The following is a 20,271-nucleotide window of genomic DNA, read 5'->3' as shown; positions in this document are numbered from 1 at the left end:
CCTCGGCGCGAGGTGTCCGAACGGATACGATGCTGCTCGGCGATTCCATCGATGTGTTCGGAGGCGGCCGGTGAGTGCCAGCCATGAAGTGCAACCTGAGGTGCAGGCAGTGGAGGTCGTAGAGCCGGAACTTGTCCGCGATCCCGATTCGGTCCATGAGAGCCGATTCCCGGGGTCGGCCGCGTACTGGGAGCAGCGCTACGCCAGGGGTGGAAACTCCGGCGCGGGCTCGCGCGGCGCGCACGCCGAGTTCAAAGCGGAGGTGATCAACGGATTCGTTGCAGAGCAAGGCATCGAGACCGTCATCGAGTTCGGCTGCGGCGACGGCGACCAGCTCGCGCTCGCGTCCTATCCTCGCTACCTCGGATTCGACGTGACTCCCACGCAACTGCGTCGGACCATGGCCCGGTTCGCGGACGACCCCGCCAAGAGCTTCGCGCTCTATGATCCCGAGTGCTTCTCGGACGCTGCAGGACTCGTCACCGCCGACCTGGTCCTGTCGCTCGACGTGATCTACCACCTCATCGAGGACAACGTCTACGACGTGCACCTGCGGCATGTCTTCGGTGCCGCCCGGAGGTACGTGGTGCTGTTCAGCAGCGACGGCGACGATCCCTCGTTGTCCGGGGCCTTCGCGCCCCACGTACGCCACCGCCCGGTGCTGCGGGACGTGGCGGAGCGCTTTCCCGAATGGGAGTTGCTGCAGCGCATCGACAACCCCCGAGCGTGGCGCCGCGAAGGTGCTTCGGGCTCGGTCGCCGACTTCTTCATCTACAGTCGGAGGTCCCAGGGCTCCGCGTGAGTGAAGGCTCGCATACGTCTTCTCGGCATGGAGTCGCGGCGGTAGGGTCGCCCGCATGGAGACGGACGGGACGGCCCTGGTCGGCCGCGACACGATCGATTCGGCGCGCCTCGACCTCTCCCGGTTCGAACCCCACCCGAAGCGGTGCGTCGACGACGGGCGGTACTGCGGGGCGAGCGCGAGATCCCGGTGGGGGAGTCGTTCGCCGCCGTCCTCGACCGGGTCCGCCGCGCATGCGCGCCCCTGCGGAGCGGTCTTCGGGGCGATCGCTCCGCAGCTGTTCGGCCCGGACTACGCCGCAACCGCCTCGCCGATGGCGATGCTCGCATTGCTCGCCCTCGCGTCCCTGGCGCTGGCCCTCACGTCCGGAAAGACCCCTGTACCGGCCCTTGAGGCCACCGCGGTGAAGGCGTGATCCCCACCCGGCGCCACCCGCGGGCGACGGGTTCGGCATCGAGGACGACTCCAAGTTGTGTTATCGGTAAAACTTAGCTAGGCTACCTGCACTAACCCATCGATAAACACAAATGCCGCAATGTCGGTGCTTGGAGCGCAACATGTCCAGCATGACCCTCACTCGCGCTCGCGCGCTCGTCGCGTTCGCCCTCATAGCCGCTCTGGCGGCGTTCGGGCTCTCGATCGTGGCTGCGAAGCCTGCCAAGGCCGCGGTCACGACCGGTACCTGGTTCACCATCACGAGCGCCCACTCGGGCCTGGCGCTCGACATTCAGAACGCCTCGACCACGGCCGGCGCGCCGCTCAACCAGTACACGCCGAACCAGTGCACCTGCCAGCAGTTCCGCTTCGTCGCCGCCGGCAGCGGCTACTACAAGATCCAGGCCCGGCACTCCAACCAGGTCCTCGAGGTCTTCGAGTGGAACGCCGCAGACGGCGCCACCATCGCCCAGTGGAACGACCTCGGCGGCACCAACCAGCAGTGGTCGGTCACCGAGCACGCGGACGGCACCCTCAGCTTCATCAACCGCTTCTCCGGCAAGGCCCTCGACCTTTGGGAGTGGTCCACGTCCGCCGGCGCCCGCATCTCGCAGTACGCCTACAACGGCCTGAACGCGCAGAAGTGGCGACTCGCCGAGGTCCCCGCGACAGGCGAGTCCACGGTGTCGAACCCGTTGCGCTCCAACGGCGCCGACCCGTGGATCGAGTACTGGGACGGCTACTACTACATGTCCACGACCACCTGGGATTCCACGGTGACCATGCGACGCGCGACGACGCTGAACGGCCTGAAGACGGCTTCGGACACCGTCGTCTGGAACGACTCGGGCACCGCGAGCCGCTGCTGCTCCCACTGGGCGCCGGAGTTCCACCGCATCGGCGGCACCTGGTACCTGATGTACACCTCCGGGAACTCGCAGACGAACTTCGACGGCCAGAAGCTCCACGTCCTCCGCTCGACCTCCGCGACCCCTATGGGGCCGTATGAGTTCATGGGCACGCCGCTCCCGAACCAGTGGAACATCGACGGCTCCTACCTGCAGGTCAACGGGCAGCTCTACCTGATGTGGTCCGAGTGGGTCGGCGCCGACCAGTCGATCCGGATCGCGGCGATGTCGAACCCGTGGACCGTGACCGGTTCCCACGTCACCATCTCCCGGCCCAGCTACAGCTGGGAGATCCAGGGCGGCAGGACGAACGAGGCCCCGGCCGTCCTCCAGCACAATGGACGGACCTTCGTGACCTACTCGGCCTCCTCGTGCAACACGCCGGACTACAAGCTCGGCCTGCTGGAGCTCACCGGCGCCAACCCGTTGGCGGCCTCCTCCTGGACCAAGACCTCGACGCCGGTCCTCCAACAGGGCGGCGGCGTCTTCGGCCCCGGCCACAACGGCTTCTTCACCTCCCCTGACGGCACCGAGGAATGGCTGGTCTACCACGGCAACACAAGCTCCAGCCAGGGCTGCGGGTCCACCCGCCAGACCCGCGTCCAACCCATCACCTGGAACGCCAACGGCACCCCGAACTTCGGCACGCCGCTCCCGAGCGGCGTCGTGATCCCGGCGCCTTCGGGGGAGTGATCACCGAACCCGAACAGTGAACGGGCCCCCTCTCTCGGAGAGGGGGCCCGCTCGCCGCGTCGAACGCCGTCACGGCTCCAGGTCGGCCACTCCTTTGCCGCTGGCGATGTCGAACGGTACGGAGACCTGATCGTGGGCGATCAGCCAGTCGCCGTCCACCTTCTGGAAACAGAAGGTGACGCGGACCCACATCCCGTTCGTCTTCGCTCCGTTCATCAAGGTCCCGCTGAGCCGCCCGAAGCCGTACGCGAACGCGACGTCATCGCCGGCGGTGATCTTCAAGTCGCGGACTTCGTAGTTCACGTCTCGGAAGACCGTGAACACCCGCTCCCAGTTCTTCAGTTTCGCGGCGAGGCCGACGTGCTGCAGCGGCGGATCGATGTCGAAGGAGACGACATCCGCCGCATAGATCCTCGCCAGGACGTCGAGGTCCTTGGTGCGGAGCCCTTCGATGATCTCGTCGATCTGCCCGGTGATCGCGGATTCGTGCTGTTCACTCATCACTTCACTTGCCTTCCTTCGATTCGGATGTAGGTTCCGCGGTCATCCCTGTGCCGCGACGGCGAGGTCCTGCCAGTCGGCCCAGGTCTTGAGCCGGTCGGCATAGGCCTGCTGGACCATCGGGTAGAAGCCGGTGCCGAACAGGATCCGCACGGGCGGGTTCTCGTCGTCGGCGAGTGTGAGGAGTGCCTGCGCGGCGGCGGCCGGGTCGCCCGCGGGCTGCTTGCCCGCGAAACCCGCCAGGCGCTCGCGGAGTGAGTCGTAGGCGGGGTGCTTCTCGGCCATGTGGCCGTTGTTGAGCGGGTCGGGGTTCTCGCCCTGCCGGGTGGCGAACCCGCCGGGCTCGATGATCGTCACCTTGATCCCGAACTCGGCGACCTCTTGCGCGAGCGCTTCGTTGAAGCCCTCCAGCGCCCACTTCGAGGCGCTGTAGGCCGCGCCGAGCGGCACCGTGATCAGGCCCGCGGCCGAGGACAGCTGGAAGATCCGCCCGCCGCCCTGTTCGCGCAGGTGCGGCAGTACGGCTTGCACCACCCAGGCGGCGCCGAACAGGTTCGTCTCCATCTGGTCGCGCAGCTCGGCTTCGGTCAGTTCCTCGACAGCGCCGATCTGCGCGTAGCCGGCGTTGTTGACGACCACATCGATCCGTCCGAAGTGCGCCATGGCCTGCTCGACGGCGGCGAAGACCGCAACCCGGTCGGTCACATCCATCGCCAAGGGCAGCACCGCGTCCCCATAGGCCGCGACCAGGTCGCCGAAGCCCTCGACGCTCCGGGCCGTGGCGGCGACCTTGTCGCCGCGAGAGAGGGCGGCCTCGGTGAACCGCCGTCCGAGGCCGCGGGAGGAACCGGTGATGAACCAGACCTTCTGCATGTCTGTGTTCCCTTCTGCATCAGTGAATCTCGGGTGTGCGCAACCTGAACCGGGCACGCCCCGAATCCCTGACGGGAATCCCCTATGAAGCACCTCACATTGAACGTTCCGGGCAGCGCGACCCGACCGCGGCGTTCCAGGGCGAAGCGCGGTGGCGGCGACCTGCTTAGGGCCTCGTCGACGCGCGAAGGCGTCCGGCGACCCCGCCGAGTCGCATCGCCTTCTGCGCCAGTCGCTTCAGCGCTGGCGGGGTCCGGTCCTGGCCGGGCTCGACTGCGAGTTCATCGCCGCGGCGGCGTTGGGCATGGAGGAGGAGCCCATCGCCGCTTCCGAGGATTTCAATGAAGCGGCTCCGGGCTCAGAGCCGGTTCGGAGCGGTCAGCTCGCTCCGGATATGTAGCCCTCGAGTTGCTCCTTTTCGAACTCGAGCTGGCCGATGCGGCCCTTGACGACGTCGCCGATGCTCACGATGCCTGCGAGGGCGCCGTCGTCGGTGACCACGGGGACGTGGCGGATGCGCTGGTCGGTCATGAGGACCATGAGGTCCTCGATGGAGTCGTTCAGGATCCGGGTGTGCACGTTGGCGGTCATGATCCGCGAGACGGGCGCGTCGAGCAGGTCGGGATCCGAATGGAGCCCTCTGGCGACGTCGCGTTCGGAGACGATGCCGGCCACGGCGAAGCCGTCTGCGCTCACCACCAGCGCGCCGACGTTGTGCTCGGCGAGCTTGGCCACCAATGTGCGCACTGAGTCCTCGGGCTGGATGGTCACCACCGCAGCGCCTTTGGATCGCAGAATGTCACGTATCAGCACAGAGACCCTCCCGTTTGCACAGCGAGTAGCTTTCCAGCGTAGCCCAGACAGGGCCGGAGGAACACCGTCAAAGCTTCATCAGATGCGAGTGAGGACGGTTCGGGCGCATTCGGTGAAGTCGGCGGCGACGGGGCCGGCGTCGTTGCGGGCGGCGACTGCGAGGCCGACGGTCTCGGCCATGTCGAGGAGGTGGCGGGCGGTCACGTTAGGCGGGGCGGCGGCCATGGCGGTGGACGGGACGATGGTGACGCCGAGTCCGCAGGACACGAGCGCGAGCTGGCTCGTGATCGATCGGGCCCAATGGGTCGCGGCCGGGCTGAAACCGGCCCGTCGGCAGGCCGCGGCCATGGCGTCGTGGTAGTCGGGCGTGATCTGGCGCGGCAGCCACACCCAGGGCTCATCGGCCAGCGCCGCGAGGTCGAGAGGGGACTCCTCGGCCGCGAGCGGGTGCGAGCGGGGGAGTGCCGCGACGAACTGGTCGGAGAGCAGCGGCATCGACCTGATCCCGCCGATCGGGGCGGCCTGTCGGACGACCGCGACGTCGAGGCGCCGATCCAGCAGCGCCCGGTTGGCCTCGTGCGAGTCGATCTCCTCGGCGCGGATCTCCAATTCCGGGCGCCTGGCCGGGAGCCCGGCTCTGCGGCCCGGCCTTCACCGTCCAGGGCGCGGGCGGCGACAACCTCGCACTGCACCACGCGGTGGCCGAAGCCCCTGCGGGCCATGTGCTCGTCGTCGACGTCGGCGGCGCAGCATTCGGGCACTGGGGCGAGATCCTCACGGTCGCGGCGCAAGCGCGCGGCCTGACCGGACTGCTCATCGACGGCGGCGTCCGCGACCGCGCTGAACTCGAGCGGCTCGGCTTCCCGGTGTTCTCGCGCAACGATGCGATCGGCGGCACCCGCAAGGACTTCCCGGGCGTGCTCGGAAGGCCGATCCGGGTCGGCGGCGTCGAGGTCGGCACCGGGGACCTGGTCGTCGGCGACGCCGACGGTGTCGTCGCCATCGCCTCGGCCGACATCGAACGGATCCTCGGCGCGGCCGACGCACGGGTCGAGAAGGAGCAGGACATCATCACGCAGCTGTGCACCGGACGCGCCACCCTCGACCTCTACCCGTTCGGAAGACAAGCGGCGCAACGCAGCTGACAATTTGATGCTCGCAAGACGATCGAGCTCAGGCACCACCGCAGTCGGCGTTCGGAAGGTCCGAGTCGCACCGTCGATAAGCCGCAGCGCAAATGGTCACGCGCTCGCTGCGAGGTGGGCGCGGATGCCCGCGACGATGAGCGCGTGATCCTCCATCGAGGACAATCCCGATGCGGTGGCGGCCGCGACGACGCCGACGCCGCGCACCCTGATCGGGAACGAGCCGCCGGTCACCGCATATTCGCTGGACGGAAGCCAGCCGGTCGCCGCCGGGTCGACTCCCTTGGCGGCGAGGCCGGCGGCCATGAGCGCGCTGCTGACCTCGGTGCGCAGCACGACCGCCGCTTTGCGGGCGATCCACGACTCCTGGTCGGGGCTGCTGCCCGGCAGGGCGGCGCGGAACAGGATGAGGCCGGGGCGGCGGATGTCGATGCCGACGGGATGGCCGGCCTCGCGGGCCATGGCGGCGAGGCGCGAGCCGAGGCTCCAGGCGTCGTCGTGGTCGAACGAGTCGAAGACGAGGTCTTGTTCCTGCTGCTCAAGCGTGTTGACGTCGGTCATGGTCGGCTCCTTCGGGACGTGGCGGCGATCGGGGCGTGGGCCGGTCGATCGCGTCGATCGTATGCACCGGCGATTCGGTGCGGCCCTGGACCGCGAAGAGTGCGAGGGCGGCAACGGCCGCGACCGGTGTGGCACGATCCCGGGAGTTCCGATTTGCGAGCGGGTTCTATGGTTCTCATCGAAAGCACCGAACACTTCTCATACCCGAGGCAGGGAGAGCGATGAGCGAATTCGAAGACACCACGGTCGAAGAAGACTTCACCACGGACGAGTACGGCACCGACTCGACCGGGGACTACACCGCTGAGGACTCGTCGACCTACACCGACGAGACCTACACCGAGGACTCCTACACCGATGAGACGTCCACGGACGACGTCTACACCTCCTACGCCGACACCGACGTGGACGGCGACGGCGTGAACGAGTCGGTCTCCTACGACATGGACGGCGACGGCGTCACCGAGACCGTCGAGTCCGACCTGGACGGCGACGGCTGGATCGACACGGTCACGACCGACGCCGACGCCGACGGTGTCGCCGAATCCGTGATCGTCGACACCGACGGCGACACGTTCCTGGACACGATCGCCACGGACGCCAACGAGGACGGCGTCTTCGAGACCGTCGAATCCGACACCGACGGCGACATGCTCCTCGACACGGTCGCCACGGACGCCGACGGCGACGGCGCCTACGAGGACGTCCAGTCCATCTAGGCGCGATGCCTCGGAGTCGGGCCCGCTCAAGGGAAGCGGATATCCACTTCCCTTGAGCGGGCCCGACTGCTAGACAACGACGATGACCGAAACGCAGCCGCTCACGTTCGACGCCGTCACCCGCATCGCGGCAACCGACCCCGCCGTCGCCGGGCTCTTCCTCATCGGCTCACATGCCATGGAGGGCTTGACCACCGAGCACTCCGACCACGACCTCTTCGTGGTCACCGCCGAAGGCGCGCCGACCGGCCTCGACCGGTACCGGAGGCAGCGCACGGCCACACTCGACCTGAACCTGGTGTCCCTCAACGAACTCCGCGGCGACGCCCTGCCCGAGTTCATGCGATACGCGCTCGCACGCAGCCGGGTCGTCCTCGATCGCACGGACGGCGAACTCACCGCGCTGCTCGAAGCGAAGCGGCGCCTCGAACCGCAGGAGGCCGCGGATCGCGCCGCCGAAGTGCTTGACGCCTATGCGAACTCGCTGTACCGGTCGGTGAAGAACCATCGCGACGGCCACCTGCTCGCGAGCCGACTCGACGCGGCCGACAGCGTCGGCTACCTTCTCGACCTGCTCTTCGCCATGGACCGGCGCCCGCGCCCGTACAACAAGTGCCTGGAGTGGGAGCTGGAGCGCCACCCGCTGCCTGGCTGGGACACCGCGGCGCTGTTCGACGCCATCGGCCGGATCCTCGCGACCGGCGAGACGGCGCTGCAGCGGCGGCTCTTCGCCGAGGTGGAACCGAAGGCGCGCAAAGCGGGCCACGGCTCGACCCTCGATGCGTGGGGCGCGGACCTCGATCTCATGCGACCGGCCTGAGCGCTCAGTCCACGGTGACGGCGACGCTGTGGAGGCCGGTGGCGCCGTCGGGGATGACGCCTTGGACCTCGCTGGTCTGCAGCACCCCTTCGCCGTCGGTGGCGCGGACGGTGAGCGTGTGTTCGCCGGAGGGGGCGTCCCATTCGAAGAGCCACTGCCGCCAAGTGTCACCGGTAGCCACATCGGACAGTTGGCACGGCTGCCAATCGCCGTCGTCGACCTGCAGTTCCACGGCAGAGATGCCGCGGTGCTGGGCCCAGGCGACGCCGGCGACCATGACGGTACCGGTGCTCGCGCGGGTGCGCGGGGTGTCGATGCGCGAGGCGGTCTTGATGGGGCGCGGGGTGGACCAGCCGCGGGTGATCCAGTAGGCGTCGTACGAGTCGAAGGTGGTGAGCTCGAGTTCGGTAAGCCACTTGGTGGCCGAGACGTACCCGTACAGGCCGGGGATGACGAGCCGGACGGGCCAGCCGTGCTCGACCGGGAGCGGCTCGCCGTTCATGCCGAACGCGATCATGGCGTCGCGGCCGTCGAAGACCAGGTCGGTCGGGCTTCCGGCGGTCCAGCCGTCGTCGGAGCGGGACACGAGCTGGTCGGCGGCGGGGTCGACGCCCGCCTCGGCGAGGAGTTCCGCGAGGGACACGCCGAGCCAGCGGGCGTTGCCGACGAGGTCGCCGCCGATCTGGTTGGACACGCAGGCCAGGGTGATGTCGCGTTCGATCAGCTCGCGCCCGAGCAGATCGTCGAAGGTGTAGGTCCGCTCGCGGTCGACCATGCCGTGGACGCGCAGGCTCCAGGAGTCGACGTCGATGCGCGGCACGGTGATCGCGGTGTCGATACGGTAGAACTCACCGTTCGGGACCCGGTAGGGCGCGAGGCCCTCGACGTCGAAGTCGGCCACCGGGCCGGGTTCGGCGGCCGGTACGTCCGGTTCGGGGAGCGCGATCGCCTCTCGGTCGGCCTCGACTCCGGCCGGGCCACTGCGTCCCGCCCACCACGAAGCGGTGAACGCGGCCGCTCCGACACCGCCGGCGACGGCCAGGAACCGGCGTCGCCCTGTGGATTCGCCAGTCCGGTACCGGTGGTCCCACCATTCGAGCCCCGCGAACGCGACCGCTCCGGCCATGAGGGAGGGCACTGCCGCGGCGGCGCCCAGGCCCGGCCTGGTGGCGGCGGCACCGGCGCCGACCAAGGCGAGGACGACGAGTGCGGTCCGTGCAAGCCACGGGCGGGTGCGCCAGAGCAGCCCGATCCCGGCACCCGCGACCGTGACGCCGAGCCCGAGGCCGATGAACAGCAGCGGCTTGTCGAGGGTGCCGACCAGTTCGATGAACCAGTGCGACACCTCCAGTGGGACGACCGCGATGACGGCGTCGCTCAGCGCCGAGAGCGGGGCGGCGCGCGGTGCGGTCAGCGCGGCGACGAGGTGGCCGATCGCCAGGCCGACGATGGTGGCGATGGCTCCCGCGCCCGCCCAAGCGCGCCCGGAGACGGGATGCGTGGTGTTCACCCCCCAATCATCGCGCTTCTTGCGTCGCATGGCTGGCGGCAGTGCTTACGATCCGCTAAACAACCTCGCACCCAGGGCGGCGAGGGACGTTTCGGGCGGCGTCCGAGCTGGAAGCGGACCGCGGTTCAGGCCCCGAGCGCCTGGGCGAAATCGTCGACGAGGTCTTCGGCCGCTTCGATGCCCGCCGAGAAGCGGATGACGTCTGCCGACATGCCCGGGATCGGCCCAGGGTGGCCGCCCGCGGCCGGGCGGGTCACGAGCGACTCGACGCCGCCCAGGCTCGACGCCGCGTACGGCAGCTGCAGCGATTTGATGAGCAGTTCCGCCGCTTCATTGCCGCCGACCGGCCGGAACGTCAGGACCGAACCGAACCCGTCGAACCACTCGGCCGCCCGCCGGTGGTCCGGGTGCGCCGCCAAACCCGGATAGCGCACGTCCGCGATCCGGTCGTGCGCGGCGAGGAACTCGGCGACCGCCAGCGCGTTGGCGTTCTGCTGGCGGACCCGCAGCGCGAGCGTCTTGAGCCCGCGTGAGAGCAGGAACGCCGCGTGCGGGTCGAGCGTGGAGCCATAGGCGCACAGCACCGACGCGACGTGCGCGATCCGCGTGCTCGACCCGGTCACCACGCCGGCGGCGAGGTCCGAGTGGCCGTTGAGCGCCTTGGTCGCCGAGTGGCACACGAGGTCGAAGCCGACGGTGTGCGGCCTGAACACGACCGGTGTCGCGAGGGTGTTGTCGATGATGGAGGTCAGCGCGTGCTCGCGGGCGAAGCGGGCGGCCCCGGCCAGGTCGCCGATCCGGATGGTCGGGTTGGTGATCGTCTCGGTCAGGAACGCCTTCGTGCCCGGGCGCAGCGCCCGCCGCCAGGCTCCTTCGTCGTCGGGGTCGACGATCTCGAAGGTCCATCCGAGGCGTGCGGCGTGCTCGGTGAGGAACTGGAGCGTCCCGCCGTAGAAGGCGCCCGCGGCGATCAGGTGGTCGCCGACGCCGAGGACACTGTGGAGCGCGGCGGTGATGGCGGCCATGCCCGAAGCGGTGGCGACGGCGGCCTCGGCCCCTTCGAGGGCCGCGAGCCGGTGCTGGAGGTGGCGCTGCGTCGGGTTGGTGCCGAGCCTGATGTACGGCGCGTCGGCGGCCGCGTCGCCGGGATCGGCCTCGAAGACCGTGCCCTGGTAGATCGGGAAGACCACCGACCCGTCCGCGCCGGGCCTCGGTTCGCCGCCGTGCACGGCCAGGGTCTCGAACCGAGTCTGCATGTCGCTCATGTGGCTGAGGCTACGGATCTCCACTGTCCCCGATCAACGAAATGTCCTTAACTTTCGCTTACGGTCGCGGCGATCTCGGGGATCGCCGCGTCCAGCAGCGTGCGGACCTTGCGCAGGTTCGCCTCGAAGACCGCGAAGACGGCCTCCTGGGTCACCGGTTCGACGTCCGGGTCCTCGTCGAGGCCGGCGTCGTAGTCGGTGACGAGCGCGATGCCGACGAACGGGATGCCGGCCTCCATCGCCAGGGGCGCTTCCGGGGATTGAGTCATGTTCACGACGTGCCAGCCGCTCTCGCGGTGCCAGCGCGACTCGGCGCGGCTGGAGAAGCGGGGGCCGTTGACGACCACGACGGTGCCGCCGTCGTGCGCGGTCACGCCGACCTCGGCGGCCGCGTCGAGCACGACGCGGCGCAGCCGCTCGTCGTAGGGATCGGCGAACGGGATGTGCACGGGTCCGTCCTCGAAGGAGTCGTAGAACGTGGATTCGCGTCCCCAAGTGCGGTCGACGATCTGGTCGCACACGACGAAGTCGCCGGGCTTGATCTCCGGGCGCAGCGATCCGGCCGCGAACGGGGCGATCAGGGCGCGCACGCCGAGCTGCCGCATCGCCTCCACATTGGCCCGGTAGTTGACCTTGTGCGGCGGGTACCGGTGGTCGGTGCCGTGCCTGGCCAGGAACGCCACCCGCACGTCCCCGAACGCGGCGACGGTCACGGGTGCCGACGGTTCGCCCCAAGGAGTCTCGATCTCCCAGGCTTCGGCTTCCTCGGCGAGGGAGTAGAAGCCGGAGCCGCCGAAGACGCCGATGTCGGCCAGGGGTCGCGGTTGGTCGTTCAAGTCGTGCTCCTCATTGCTCGCGGGTTTTGATCAGCGCCAGTTGCGCCCGCATGTCCTTGACGGCCTTGAGGGTCCCGCCGAGGGTGCCGGTGACCTTGCTCTTGCCGATCCGGGGCCGGTAGGGGACCCGCCGTTCGGCGATGCGCCAGCCGTCCTGTCCGGCGCGGAGCACCATTTCGAGGGGCCAGCCGAAACGGCGGTCGGTGATGCCGAGTTCGAGGAGGGCGGTGCGGCGGGCGGCGCGCATCGGTCCGATGTCGCTGATGTGCGCGCCGCTGCGGCGGCGGACTTCCCAGGCCAGGTAGCGGTTGGCGATGCGGCTGTGCGGGGGCAGCGCCCCGTCCTCGGCGTCCCGGGCGCCGAGTGCGAGGTCGGCTTCGCCGTCCAGGACCGGCGAGCAGAGTCCGGGCAGGTCGCCGGGGTCGAGCGAGGCGTCGCAGTCCATGAACGCCACCACGGGCGCCGTCGCGGCGAGGAGCCCGGCGTAGCAGGCCGCGCCGAAACCGCGGCGCGGCTCGGTCACCACCTCCGCACCGAGACCGGCGGCGATCTCGGCTGAGCCGTCGTCGGAGCCGTTGTCGACCACGATCGGCCGGAACCCCTCGGGCATGCGTTCGAGGACCCATGGGAGGGCGTCGCGCTCGTTGAGGACCGGGAGGACGACGTCGACACCGGCCTCGCCGTCCAGCACCCCGCGCAGGTGCACCGCGGTGCGCGTGCGCGGCGCCAGACGCGCGATCGCGCGGGCGTCCTCGGCGTCGTCGAGGTCGCGCAGCATCGGCAGGTCGGCCACCGCCAGACCGAGGGCCTCCAACTGCTTGCGCTGCATCAGCCCGGTGTCGCTCCGACTCATCGGAACGTCCCTGAACGCCTCGGGGTGCGGCCGGGCCAGGCCCAGCGCCCACCACCCGCCGTCCTCGGCGAGGCCCAGCGCCGCGTCGCGGCCGTCCTCGGTCACGACCGCGAGCGACGCGTCGAGCAGCGCCGCCGTCACCTGCGGCGTGTCCATCCCGATCTGCAGACCCGGCCCGCCCGCGCGGGCCCAAGCCGCGGCGAGCCGCTCGTTGAACGTCCCCGCGACCTGCGGAACCACCTCGAAGCCCTCGGGCAGCCACGGGCCGGGTTCGCCGTCGAGCGCGACGATGCGCCGGTCGGCGCCGCACTCCGCGACGGCCGCCAAGGTGTCCGCGAGCGCCGCCTCCGCGACAGCGGCGGCCTCTACAGTGGTCAACGGGGGAGTGAGCCTGGTCTTGGACCGGCCCGGCACGGGGGCCTTCGCCACGACGAGGAGATGGGTCCGCTGCATGGGGCCGATGCTACTGACGGAACGGGCGCTCGGGCCCTGGAGCATTCTTACGGTATGCGAAAGTCTGGACCCATTGGATGACGGAGGCGGTCGCGATCGGTCATCGTGGTCATATGAACGCTGAAGCCGACCCGCGCGTGCTGGTCGTCGACGACGACCCTGCGCTGGCGGACGTCGTCGCCCGCTACCTGCGCCGTGAAGGCTTCGAGGTCGACTACGCCGCCGACGGCGCCACCGGCCTGGAACGCGCGCTCTCGACCCTGCCCGACCTGGTCGTCCTCGACCTGATGATGCCGGGCATGGACGGCTTCGAGGTGTGCCGTCGCCTGCGGCAGGCCACCGACATACCGGTGGTCATGCTGACCGCGCGCGGCGAGGAGAACGACCGCATCGCCGGGCTCGACCTCGGCGCCGACGACTACGTGACCAAGCCGTTCTCCCCGGGCGAACTCGCCGCCCGGGTGCGGGCGGTCCTGCGCCGCGCGACCGCCGCGGCCGGCCCCGCTCAAGCCGACGTCATCACCGGCGGCGAGATCGAGATCGACACCCACGCCCACAAGGTCCGCTTCAAAGGCGAGCCGATCACGCTGACGACGAAGGAGTACGACCTGCTCGTGTGCTTCCTCCAGAACCCGGGCCGGGCCTTCCGCCGCGAAGAGCTGCTCGAAACCGTGTGGGGCTGGAGCATCGGCGACACCTCCACCGTCACCGTCCACGTCCGCCGCCTGCGCGAGAAGGTCGAGGACGACGCCTCCGCGCCGCGCCACCTCGCCACGGTCCGCGGCGTCGGCTACCGATGGGAGCCGTGATGACGCACCTGAAACGGCGCCGGGCGGGATCGCTGCTGATCCTCGCGTGCGCCCTCGGCGCGGCCACCGCCCTCGCGGTCGCCTTCGACTTCCCGCCCGCCGACATCGCCGTCCTCGTCGTCATCGCGGCGGTCGCCTCCGCAGTCGCGGGCGCGGTCGGCGGCGTCGCGCTCCGGCGGCTGCGCAACCGCCCCGCCCGCGTCCAGACCATGACCGTCGCGCTCTCCTCGGTCCTGGTCGCCGCCACCGGCGTCGTCACCGCCGCGCTCGCCATGTTCATCTCCTTCCACGACCTCGTCGTGCTCTTCGTCGTCCTCATCGTCGCCTCCGGCGTGGCCTTCGGCGCCGCCTGGCAGCTCGGCGACGACATCGGCGCCGGAGCCGAGCAGGTCGGGGCCTACGCCCGCACCATGGTCGGCACCGACGGGAACATCAGCGCCGAACGCGCCCCCGCGGTCACCGGTCCCGGCGAACTGGCCGCGCTCGCGGACGCCCTCGCCGACGTCTCCCGCCGCCTCGAGGAGTCCCAGCGGCGCGAGCGCGCCCTCGAATCCTCAAGGCGCGAACTCATCACCTGGGTCTCCCACGACCTTCGCGCCCCGCTCGCCACCATCCGCGCGATGTCCGAAGCGCTCGACGACGGCGTGGTCGACGACGACGCGGCCGTCAAGCGCTACCACTCCCAGATCCGCACCGACGCCGAACGGCTCACCGCCCTCGTCGACGACCTGTTCGAACTGTCCCGCATCCACAGCGGCTCACTGCGACTCGGCAGCGAGAAGGTCGACGTCTGCGACGCCGTCGCCGACGCCCTCGCCGGGGCCAGCGCCGCCGCCGACGTCAAGGGCGTCACCGTGGTCGAGCGCCTCTCCGCGCTCCCGCCCATCGAAGTCGCCGCCCGCGAGTGCTGCCGCGCCCTGGACAACCTCTTCGACAACGCCATTCGCCACACTCCCGCCGGCGGCACCGTCGTCATCGAAGCCGCCGCGGACGGGGACGCCGCCGTCCTCCACATCGAGGACGCATGCGGCGGCATCCCCGAGACCGACCTGCCGCGCGTCTTCGACATCGCCTTCCGCGGCGACGAGGCCCGCCGACGCGACGAACGCGGCGGCGGACTCGGCCTGGCGATCAGCCGCGGCCTCATCGAGGCCCACGCCGGAACGGTCACCGTGGCCAACACCGCCGCAGGCTGCCGCTTCACCGTCCGGCTGCCCGCCGAAGGCCGCCGGTGACGGGCCGCCGCGCCGCGGCCCGAGACGCCGCCGTCCTCATCGGATGGACGCTGCTCCTATACGCCGCTTGGCTTCTGGGTCAGCACAAGCTCGCCCAGACGACCGCGAGTCTCCAGCTCGGCGCCATGCCCCTGTTCGGCAGCTGGGAACGGCACGTCGAACCGAAGCTCCTGGTGCCGATCGCCGTCGGCGCCGCGCTGATCGCGCTCCTGCCCTGGGTCGCCGCGCATCTGCGCTGGCGCTGGGTCGTCCCGCTCACGGCTTTGGGCGGCGTGGCGATGAGCCTCGCGCTCGCCTTCGCCCACTCGCACCCGCTCACGTGGACCGACATCCACCACCACTACGGCGACCCGATCCACTACATCGACGACTTCGGCGGCGTCGCGGCGTTCCTGGAGACCTACACCGACGTACAGAACTCCGACTTCTTCGCCATCCACCTGCAGTCACACCCGCCCGGGCTCGTCCTGTTCCTCTGGGCCGCAGCGCAGATCGGCCTCAAGGGACTGATCTTCGAGAACACCCTGGCGATGCTCGGCGCAGCCGCGGCCATCGCGGCGGCACTCGTGATCGCCCGAGACGTGGCGGGGACCCGGCTCGCCCGCCGCGCCGCGCCGTTCCTCGTCATCACCCCGGCCGCGTTCTGGCACAGCAACGCCGACATCATCTTCGGCGGCGTCACACTCGCCGCCGTCGCCTGCCTGATCCTCGCCACGAGCCGCCACGGCGCGAGAGCGGTGTGGCTGACGATCGCCGGGGGCCTGATCGCGGGAGCGGCGCTGATGCTGTCGTTCTCGGCCTCGCTGCTGGCGGTCCCGTTCCTCGTCATCGCGGTGTTGCGCAAGCGCTGGAGCGTCATCCTGGCGGGAGGCGCGATAGCCGCGCTGGTGCTCCTCGTGCCGCTGCTGTGGGGCTACTGGTGGCTCGAAGGCCTCCAGGTGACGCGCGTGCGCTACTACGCGGGCGTGGCCTCGCTCCGCGGCTACTGGTACTTCCTGCTCGCGAACCTCGCGGTGTTCGCGCTGGCGCTCGGACCGGCGATCGCGGTCGCCCTCGCCCGCCTGCGCAACCGGCGCATGTGGATCGTCGTCGGCTCCTGCCTCGCGGCCGTGGCCATCGCCGACCTGTCGGGCATGTCCTCCGCCGAGACCGAGCGGATCTGGCAGCCGTTCATGCCGCTGGTGCTCCTGGCCGGATGCGCCCTGCCGTTCCCGCGGGCCTGGCTGGCGCTCCAGCTGACCGTGGCCGTCGTCCTCGCCGCCGCACTGCGCGTGCAGTGGTGACCGAGAGAAAGGCAAACCCATGCGCGTACTGGTGACCGGCGGGGCCGGTTTCATCGGCGGGGAGATCTGCCGCCGGCTCGCCGCCCGCGGCGACGATGTGGTGGTCCTCGACTCGCTTGCAGCCCATAAGGAACCACCCGATTACCTGCCCGATTCGATCGAGCTCATCGTCGGCGACCTCGGTGACGAGCACGCCGTGCACCGGGCGGTCGAAGGGGTCGACGCCGTCTGCCACCAGGCCGCGCGGGTCGGCCTCGGCGTCGACTTCGACGACGTGGCCGACTATGTCGCCGACAACGACGGCGGCACCGCGAACCTGCTGCGGGCGCTGTGGCGGCGCTCGTTCACCGGCCGCCTCGTCGTCGCCTCCTCCATGGTCGTCTACGGCGAGGGACGCTACCGCTGCCCCGAGCACGGCGACGTCACCGCCGAACCGAGGCGGCGCAGCGACCTCGACGAGGGCCGCTTCGAACCCCTCTGTCCCCGTTGCGGTGCCGACCTCGCCTGGGCGACGGTGGGGGAGGACGCCCGGCTCGACCCCCGGAACGTTTACGCCGCCACCAAGGTCCACACCGAACACTTGTCGTTCCTGTACGGCCGCGAGTCCGGTTCGGGCGTATGCGCCTTGCGCTACCACAACGTCTACGGCCCCCGCATGCCCCGCGACACCCCCTATGCGGGAGTCGCGAGCATCTTCCGCAGCGCCCTGGAGTCAGGCACGGCCCCCCGCGTGTTCGAGGACGGCGCGCAGACCCGCGACTTCGTCCACGTCAGCGACGTCGCCCGCGCCAATCTCCTTGCCCTCGAATCGGACTGGACCGGCGCGGCCAACATCGCCAGCGGCGAGCCGCACACCGTCGGCGACATGGCCCGCGCCCTCGCCGCGGCCTTCCCCGGTGCCGCGGACCCCGTCGTCACCGGCGAGTACCGGCTCGGCGACGTCCGCCACGTCGTCGCCTCACCCGACCTCGCCGCCGAGACACTCGGTTTCCGGGCCGAGACCGGCTTCGCCGAAGGCATGGCCGCCTTCGCGCACGATCCCCTTCGCTGACCGTTCACCCGCGCAAGCCGCAAGGGCGTCGCCCATCATGGACGACGCCCTCACTCCGCTTGCGCTGCTACATGGGGCCGAGGGCGTGGCGGGCGGAGCGCGCCCTTGAACCGTTTCAACGCCGTCCGTCGCCGCTCCGGCCGCGATCCAACCCGTGAATCACGGCCGACCTTGAGGAGTTCCGTTGTGTCACAAGGATAATGATCCTTCTGGACATCTGATGCCCCTGCGCTGTTGACGTGGGGATGATCGTTAACTATCGTGTCTAACACAATTGAATCCATTCAAATACCTAGATGTCCGCCGCCCGGAGCGGCATCACCATGAGCGGTCACCGGCAGGCTCGCTCCATTGCATCGACGGGGATGTGGAGGGCACGCATGACGACAGTGGAGACCTCTCGCGGTCAAGCGCCGACCGATCGGTCGGTCCGCGACGGCTCGCGCGTCGAACGCTGGTACGGCCGGCTCGACGCCATCGCGTTCGTCGGCATGCTCAACCTCCTGGTCATCACCTTCACGCTCGCGGGCGGGATCGTGGCGGGCTGGGCTCCCGCCCTGGCCGCCGCGGCCTCGTGCAGCCGCACCCGCCTACGCGGCGACACCCAGAGCCAATTGCGCGCCTTCGCAACCCGATGGCGCCGACAGTTCTGGCACGCCAACCTCCTCGCCGCGCCATCCGCCGCCGCACTCGCCTGCCTCGGCGTGAGTTACTTCGCGCTGGCCGGGCCCGGCACGGGCGGGCTCCGTTTCGCGCTCGCCGCGGCGGCCGCCGTCTGCCTCGCCCACCTCGTGCTCGTGCTGACGATGGACGCGCATTACGAGCTGCGGCGGGCGCAATGCATCCGCCTGTCCTGGGCGTTCCTGATCCGGTTCCCCGGGGCGCCGCTCCTGCTCATCGCGACGACCGCGCTCATCGTCGCGATCACCGCGTTCGTGCCCGGGCTGCTGCCCGTGCTCTCCATCGGCGTGTGGGCGCACCTGTGCACCGCGCTCTGCCTGTCCTTCTTCGCCGCGAACGACCGGAACCTCCCGGCCACCGACTGACCCGCCGGCGCCCACGCCGGCGGGACCGCTCCGACGACCTCCCCTTCGAAAGGATCCCTCCCATGGTTGAAAGAAAGCGCATACCGCTGGCGCTCATCGCCATCGGCAGCCTCGCGCTGACCGCATGCTCCGACGGCGGCGCCAGCGACGAACCGCTGGAATCCCTCGACATCATGGCGCCCTTCTTCTCCCCGACACCGCCCGAAGAGGACGACCCGATCGACAAGGCCCTCAGCGAACTCGCGGGCCTCGACCTCAGCGTCCAATGGGTGCCCAACAGCGACTACGGCGCCAAGACCAACACCGTCCTCGCCGGCGACGACATCCCCGACGTCATGGTCATCCAAGGCAAGGACCAGGCCTTCGTCCAGACCGCCGAGGCCGGCGGCTTCTGGGACCTCACCGAGCACCTCGCCTCCGGCGACTACCCGAACCTCGTCACCGAGAACGCCGAAGTGCAGGAGGCCGCCAGCGTCAACGGCAAGGTCTACGGCGTCTACCGCGCCCGCGACGTCATCCGCAGCAGCGTGATCCTCCGCCAGGACTGGCTCGACAACCTCGGCCTGGCCCTGCCCGAGACCACCGCCGACCTCGCCGAGATCGCCCGCGCCTTCACCGAGGACGATCCCGACGGCAACGGCCAGAACGACACCTACGGCATGATCAATCCCGCCTGGGGCGGCATCGGCAACGGCAGCCCCTACGACGCCATGGAGGTCTGGCACGGCTCGGGCAACCTGTGGCGCGACGAGGGCGGCGAACTCGTCCCCGCCTTCACCACCCCCGAATGGAATCAGGCGCTCGAGTACGAGCGGAGCCTCGTCGCGGGCGGCTACGTCAACCCCGACTACGCCACCATGGACCCCGCGACCTGGAACGAGCCGTTCCTCAACGGTGAGGGCGGCATCATCCTCGACGTCCAGTCCCGCGCCACCGAACTCGTCAAGCTGTTCAAGGAACAGGACCCCGACAACTTCGACCAGTACGTCGCCCTCGCCGGCCAGCTCGAAGGACCGAACGGCACCTTCGCGCTGCCCACCGCCGGCTACTCCGGCTTCCTCGCCGTCCCCCGCGCCGGCGTGCAGACCGAAGACCAGCTCAAGCAGGTCCTCACGGCCCTCAACGAACTGAACACCACTGAGGCGCAGAACCTCATGAACCACGGCATCGAAGGCGACAACTACACCGTCGAGGACGGCGGCGTCGTCGTCGACCCCGCGAAGCAGGACTTCACCGACCAGGTGACCGGGGCCTGGGCGCAACTCGGCATGAACGTCGCCGGCTACAACGCCCACCCGATCAAGCCGGCGACCGAGTACGACGCGGCGCTCGCGCAGCTCCGCCTCGACCTCATGGCCGAGGACCTCCCCAACGCCGTCTACAACCCCGCCGCCGGCCTCGTGTCCCCGACCTACACCACCAGCGGCGCCCAGCTCGACACGATCATCGCGGACGCCCGCATCCAGTACCTCGCCGGGCAGATCGACGAGGCCGGCGTGCAGGCGGCCATCGAGACCTGGCGCTCCAGCGGCGGCGACGACGTCATTGAAGAGATGAACGACCTCTACTCGGAACTCGACTGACCCTCCCGTCAGGGCCGGGTCGTCACAGAGCCGGATTCACGGCTCGCAAGCACTCTTGGCGAAGCTTGCGAGCCGTG

At 70.0% G+C, this 20,271-nt stretch carries 22 protein-coding genes and 1 pseudogene; 13 read left to right on the top strand and 10 right to left on the bottom strand.

The window, feature by feature from the left end; genetic code table 11:
- Positions 1–109 precede the first annotated feature (109 nt).
- The 3 genes from ACFO8M_RS08920 (at position 110) to ACFO8M_RS08910 (ending at position 2,838) form a co-directional block, all read left to right on the top strand.
- Positions 110–802, top strand: coding sequence for a class I SAM-dependent methyltransferase (locus ACFO8M_RS08920; RefSeq protein WP_387973507.1), 693 nt, complete (start codon positions 110–112; stop codon positions 800–802).
- A 55-nt stretch (positions 803–857) separates the two neighbouring features.
- On the top strand, positions 858–1,217 hold the full coding sequence (locus ACFO8M_RS08915) for a hypothetical protein (protein WP_387973504.1): 360 nt from the start codon (positions 858–860) through the stop codon (positions 1,215–1,217).
- Positions 1,218–1,359: 142 nt separating this feature from the next.
- On the top strand, positions 1,360–2,838 hold the full coding sequence (locus ACFO8M_RS08910) for a family 43 glycosylhydrolase (RefSeq protein ID WP_387973501.1): 1,479 nt from the start codon (positions 1,360–1,362) through the stop codon (positions 2,836–2,838).
- A gap of 69 nt (positions 2,839–2,907) precedes the next feature.
- Here ACFO8M_RS08910 and ACFO8M_RS08905 read toward each other — a convergent pair whose 3' ends face one another.
- Together ACFO8M_RS08905 and ACFO8M_RS08900 are read right to left on the bottom strand one after the other, a co-directional pair.
- Entirely contained in the window at positions 2,908–3,339 is a 432-nt protein-coding gene (locus ACFO8M_RS08905) for a YybH family protein (RefSeq protein WP_387973499.1), read from the bottom strand.
- 42 nt (positions 3,340–3,381) lie between these two features.
- A complete protein-coding gene (locus ACFO8M_RS08900; RefSeq protein ID WP_387973496.1) occupies positions 3,382–4,212 on the bottom strand; it encodes an SDR family NAD(P)-dependent oxidoreductase in 831 nt (276 codons plus the stop codon).
- A gap of 151 nt (positions 4,213–4,363) precedes the next feature.
- On the opposite strand from ACFO8M_RS08900, the gene ACFO8M_RS08895 reads away from it, so the two are divergent.
- The gene (locus tag ACFO8M_RS08895; RefSeq protein WP_387973494.1) at positions 4,364–4,612 is read left to right on the top strand and encodes a BTAD domain-containing putative transcriptional regulator; all 249 of its coding nucleotides are present in this window, start codon (positions 4,364–4,366) and stop codon (positions 4,610–4,612) included.
- On the opposite strand, the gene ACFO8M_RS08890 is transcribed toward ACFO8M_RS08895, so the two are convergent.
- Both ACFO8M_RS08890 and ACFO8M_RS08885 read right to left on the bottom strand, forming a co-directional pair.
- Entirely contained in the window at positions 4,591–5,025 is a 435-nt protein-coding gene (locus ACFO8M_RS08890) for a CBS domain-containing protein (RefSeq protein ID WP_387973491.1), read from the bottom strand. The genes ACFO8M_RS08895 and ACFO8M_RS08890 overlap by 22 nt on opposite strands.
- A gap of 78 nt (positions 5,026–5,103) precedes the next feature.
- A complete protein-coding gene (locus ACFO8M_RS08885; RefSeq protein ID WP_387973488.1) occupies positions 5,104–5,634 on the bottom strand; it encodes a LysR family substrate-binding domain-containing protein in 531 nt (176 codons plus the stop codon).
- On the opposite strand from ACFO8M_RS08885, the gene ACFO8M_RS08880 reads away from it, so the two are divergent.
- Positions 5,634–6,170, top strand: coding sequence for an RraA family protein (locus tag ACFO8M_RS08880; RefSeq protein WP_387973712.1), 537 nt, complete (start codon positions 5,634–5,636; stop codon positions 6,168–6,170). The genes ACFO8M_RS08885 and ACFO8M_RS08880 overlap by 1 nt on opposite strands.
- 96 nt (positions 6,171–6,266) lie before the next feature.
- Here the strand turns inward: ACFO8M_RS08880 and ACFO8M_RS08875 are convergent, their stop codons facing one another.
- Complete coding sequence (locus tag ACFO8M_RS08875; protein WP_387973485.1) at positions 6,267–6,731, bottom strand: heme-degrading domain-containing protein; 465 nt, start codon at positions 6,729–6,731, stop codon at positions 6,267–6,269.
- A gap of 221 nt (positions 6,732–6,952) precedes the next feature.
- Here ACFO8M_RS08875 and ACFO8M_RS08870 point away from each other — a divergent pair, with 221 nt between their 5' ends.
- Both ACFO8M_RS08870 and ACFO8M_RS08865 read left to right on the top strand, forming a co-directional pair.
- The gene (locus ACFO8M_RS08870) at positions 6,953–7,450 is read left to right on the top strand and encodes a hypothetical protein (RefSeq protein ID WP_387973482.1); all 498 of its coding nucleotides are present in this window, start codon (positions 6,953–6,955) and stop codon (positions 7,448–7,450) included.
- Between the two features lie 82 nt (positions 7,451–7,532).
- The gene (locus tag ACFO8M_RS08865; protein WP_387973479.1) at positions 7,533–8,270 is read left to right on the top strand and encodes a hypothetical protein; all 738 of its coding nucleotides are present in this window, start codon (positions 7,533–7,535) and stop codon (positions 8,268–8,270) included.
- A gap of 4 nt (positions 8,271–8,274) precedes the next feature.
- Here ACFO8M_RS08865 and ACFO8M_RS08860 read toward each other — a convergent pair whose 3' ends face one another.
- The 5 genes and pseudogenes from ACFO8M_RS08860 to ACFO8M_RS08840 form a co-directional block, all read right to left on the bottom strand.
- Complete coding sequence (locus ACFO8M_RS08860; RefSeq protein ID WP_387973476.1) at positions 8,275–9,780, bottom strand: molybdopterin-dependent oxidoreductase; 1,506 nt, start codon at positions 9,778–9,780, stop codon at positions 8,275–8,277.
- A 125-nt stretch (positions 9,781–9,905) separates the two neighbouring features.
- Entirely contained in the window at positions 9,906–11,045 is a 1,140-nt protein-coding gene (locus ACFO8M_RS08855) for a trans-sulfuration enzyme family protein (protein ID WP_387973473.1), read from the bottom strand.
- Between the two features lie 47 nt (positions 11,046–11,092).
- Positions 11,093–11,881 (bottom strand): S-methyl-5'-thioadenosine phosphorylase, encoded by a 789-nt coding sequence (locus tag ACFO8M_RS08850; RefSeq protein ID WP_387973470.1) that lies wholly within the window; start codon positions 11,879–11,881, stop codon positions 11,093–11,095.
- Positions 11,882–11,891: 10 nt separating this feature from the next.
- Positions 11,892–12,569: a glycosyltransferase family 2 protein gene (locus ACFO8M_RS08845; RefSeq protein WP_387973709.1), complete on the bottom strand. Its 678-nt coding sequence runs from the start codon at positions 12,567–12,569 to the stop codon at positions 11,892–11,894.
- Between the two features lie 168 nt (positions 12,570–12,737).
- A pseudogene (locus tag ACFO8M_RS08840) lies at positions 12,738–13,187 on the bottom strand (TIGR04282 family arsenosugar biosynthesis glycosyltransferase); the annotation flags it as partial.
- A gap of 113 nt (positions 13,188–13,300) precedes the next feature.
- Between ACFO8M_RS08840 and ACFO8M_RS08835 the strand changes: the two are divergent.
- From ACFO8M_RS08835 to ACFO8M_RS08810, 6 genes are all read left to right on the top strand, one after another.
- Positions 13,301–13,996 (top strand): response regulator, encoded by a 696-nt coding sequence (locus ACFO8M_RS08835; RefSeq protein WP_387973467.1) that lies wholly within the window; start codon positions 13,301–13,303, stop codon positions 13,994–13,996.
- The gene (locus ACFO8M_RS08830) at positions 13,996–15,231 is read left to right on the top strand and encodes a sensor histidine kinase (RefSeq protein WP_387973464.1); all 1,236 of its coding nucleotides are present in this window, start codon (positions 13,996–13,998) and stop codon (positions 15,229–15,231) included. The genes ACFO8M_RS08835 and ACFO8M_RS08830 overlap by 1 nt, the downstream gene beginning before the upstream one ends.
- Positions 15,228–16,514, top strand: a complete 1,287-nt coding sequence (locus ACFO8M_RS08825) for a hypothetical protein (protein ID WP_387973461.1) — start codon at positions 15,228–15,230, stop codon at positions 16,512–16,514. The genes ACFO8M_RS08830 and ACFO8M_RS08825 overlap by 4 nt, the downstream gene beginning before the upstream one ends.
- Before the next feature lie 19 nt (positions 16,515–16,533).
- Complete coding sequence (locus ACFO8M_RS08820; protein ID WP_387973458.1) at positions 16,534–17,565, top strand: NAD-dependent epimerase/dehydratase family protein; 1,032 nt, start codon at positions 16,534–16,536, stop codon at positions 17,563–17,565.
- A gap of 380 nt (positions 17,566–17,945) precedes the next feature.
- Entirely contained in the window at positions 17,946–18,611 is a 666-nt protein-coding gene (locus ACFO8M_RS08815; RefSeq protein WP_387973455.1) for a DUF624 domain-containing protein, read from the top strand.
- A 62-nt stretch (positions 18,612–18,673) separates the two neighbouring features.
- Positions 18,674–20,194: an extracellular solute-binding protein gene (locus ACFO8M_RS08810; RefSeq protein WP_387973453.1), complete on the top strand. Its 1,521-nt coding sequence runs from the start codon at positions 18,674–18,676 to the stop codon at positions 20,192–20,194.
- The last annotated feature ends 77 nt before the right edge of the window (positions 20,195–20,271 follow it).

Origin of the sequence: Glycomyces rhizosphaerae, from assembly GCF_042647865.1 — a bacterium.
Lineage (GTDB): Bacteria > Actinomycetota > Actinomycetes > Mycobacteriales > Micromonosporaceae > Glycomyces > Glycomyces rhizosphaerae.
The sequence above is the reverse complement of the archived record's forward strand: the minus strand, read 5'-3'. Positions and strand labels throughout refer to the sequence as shown.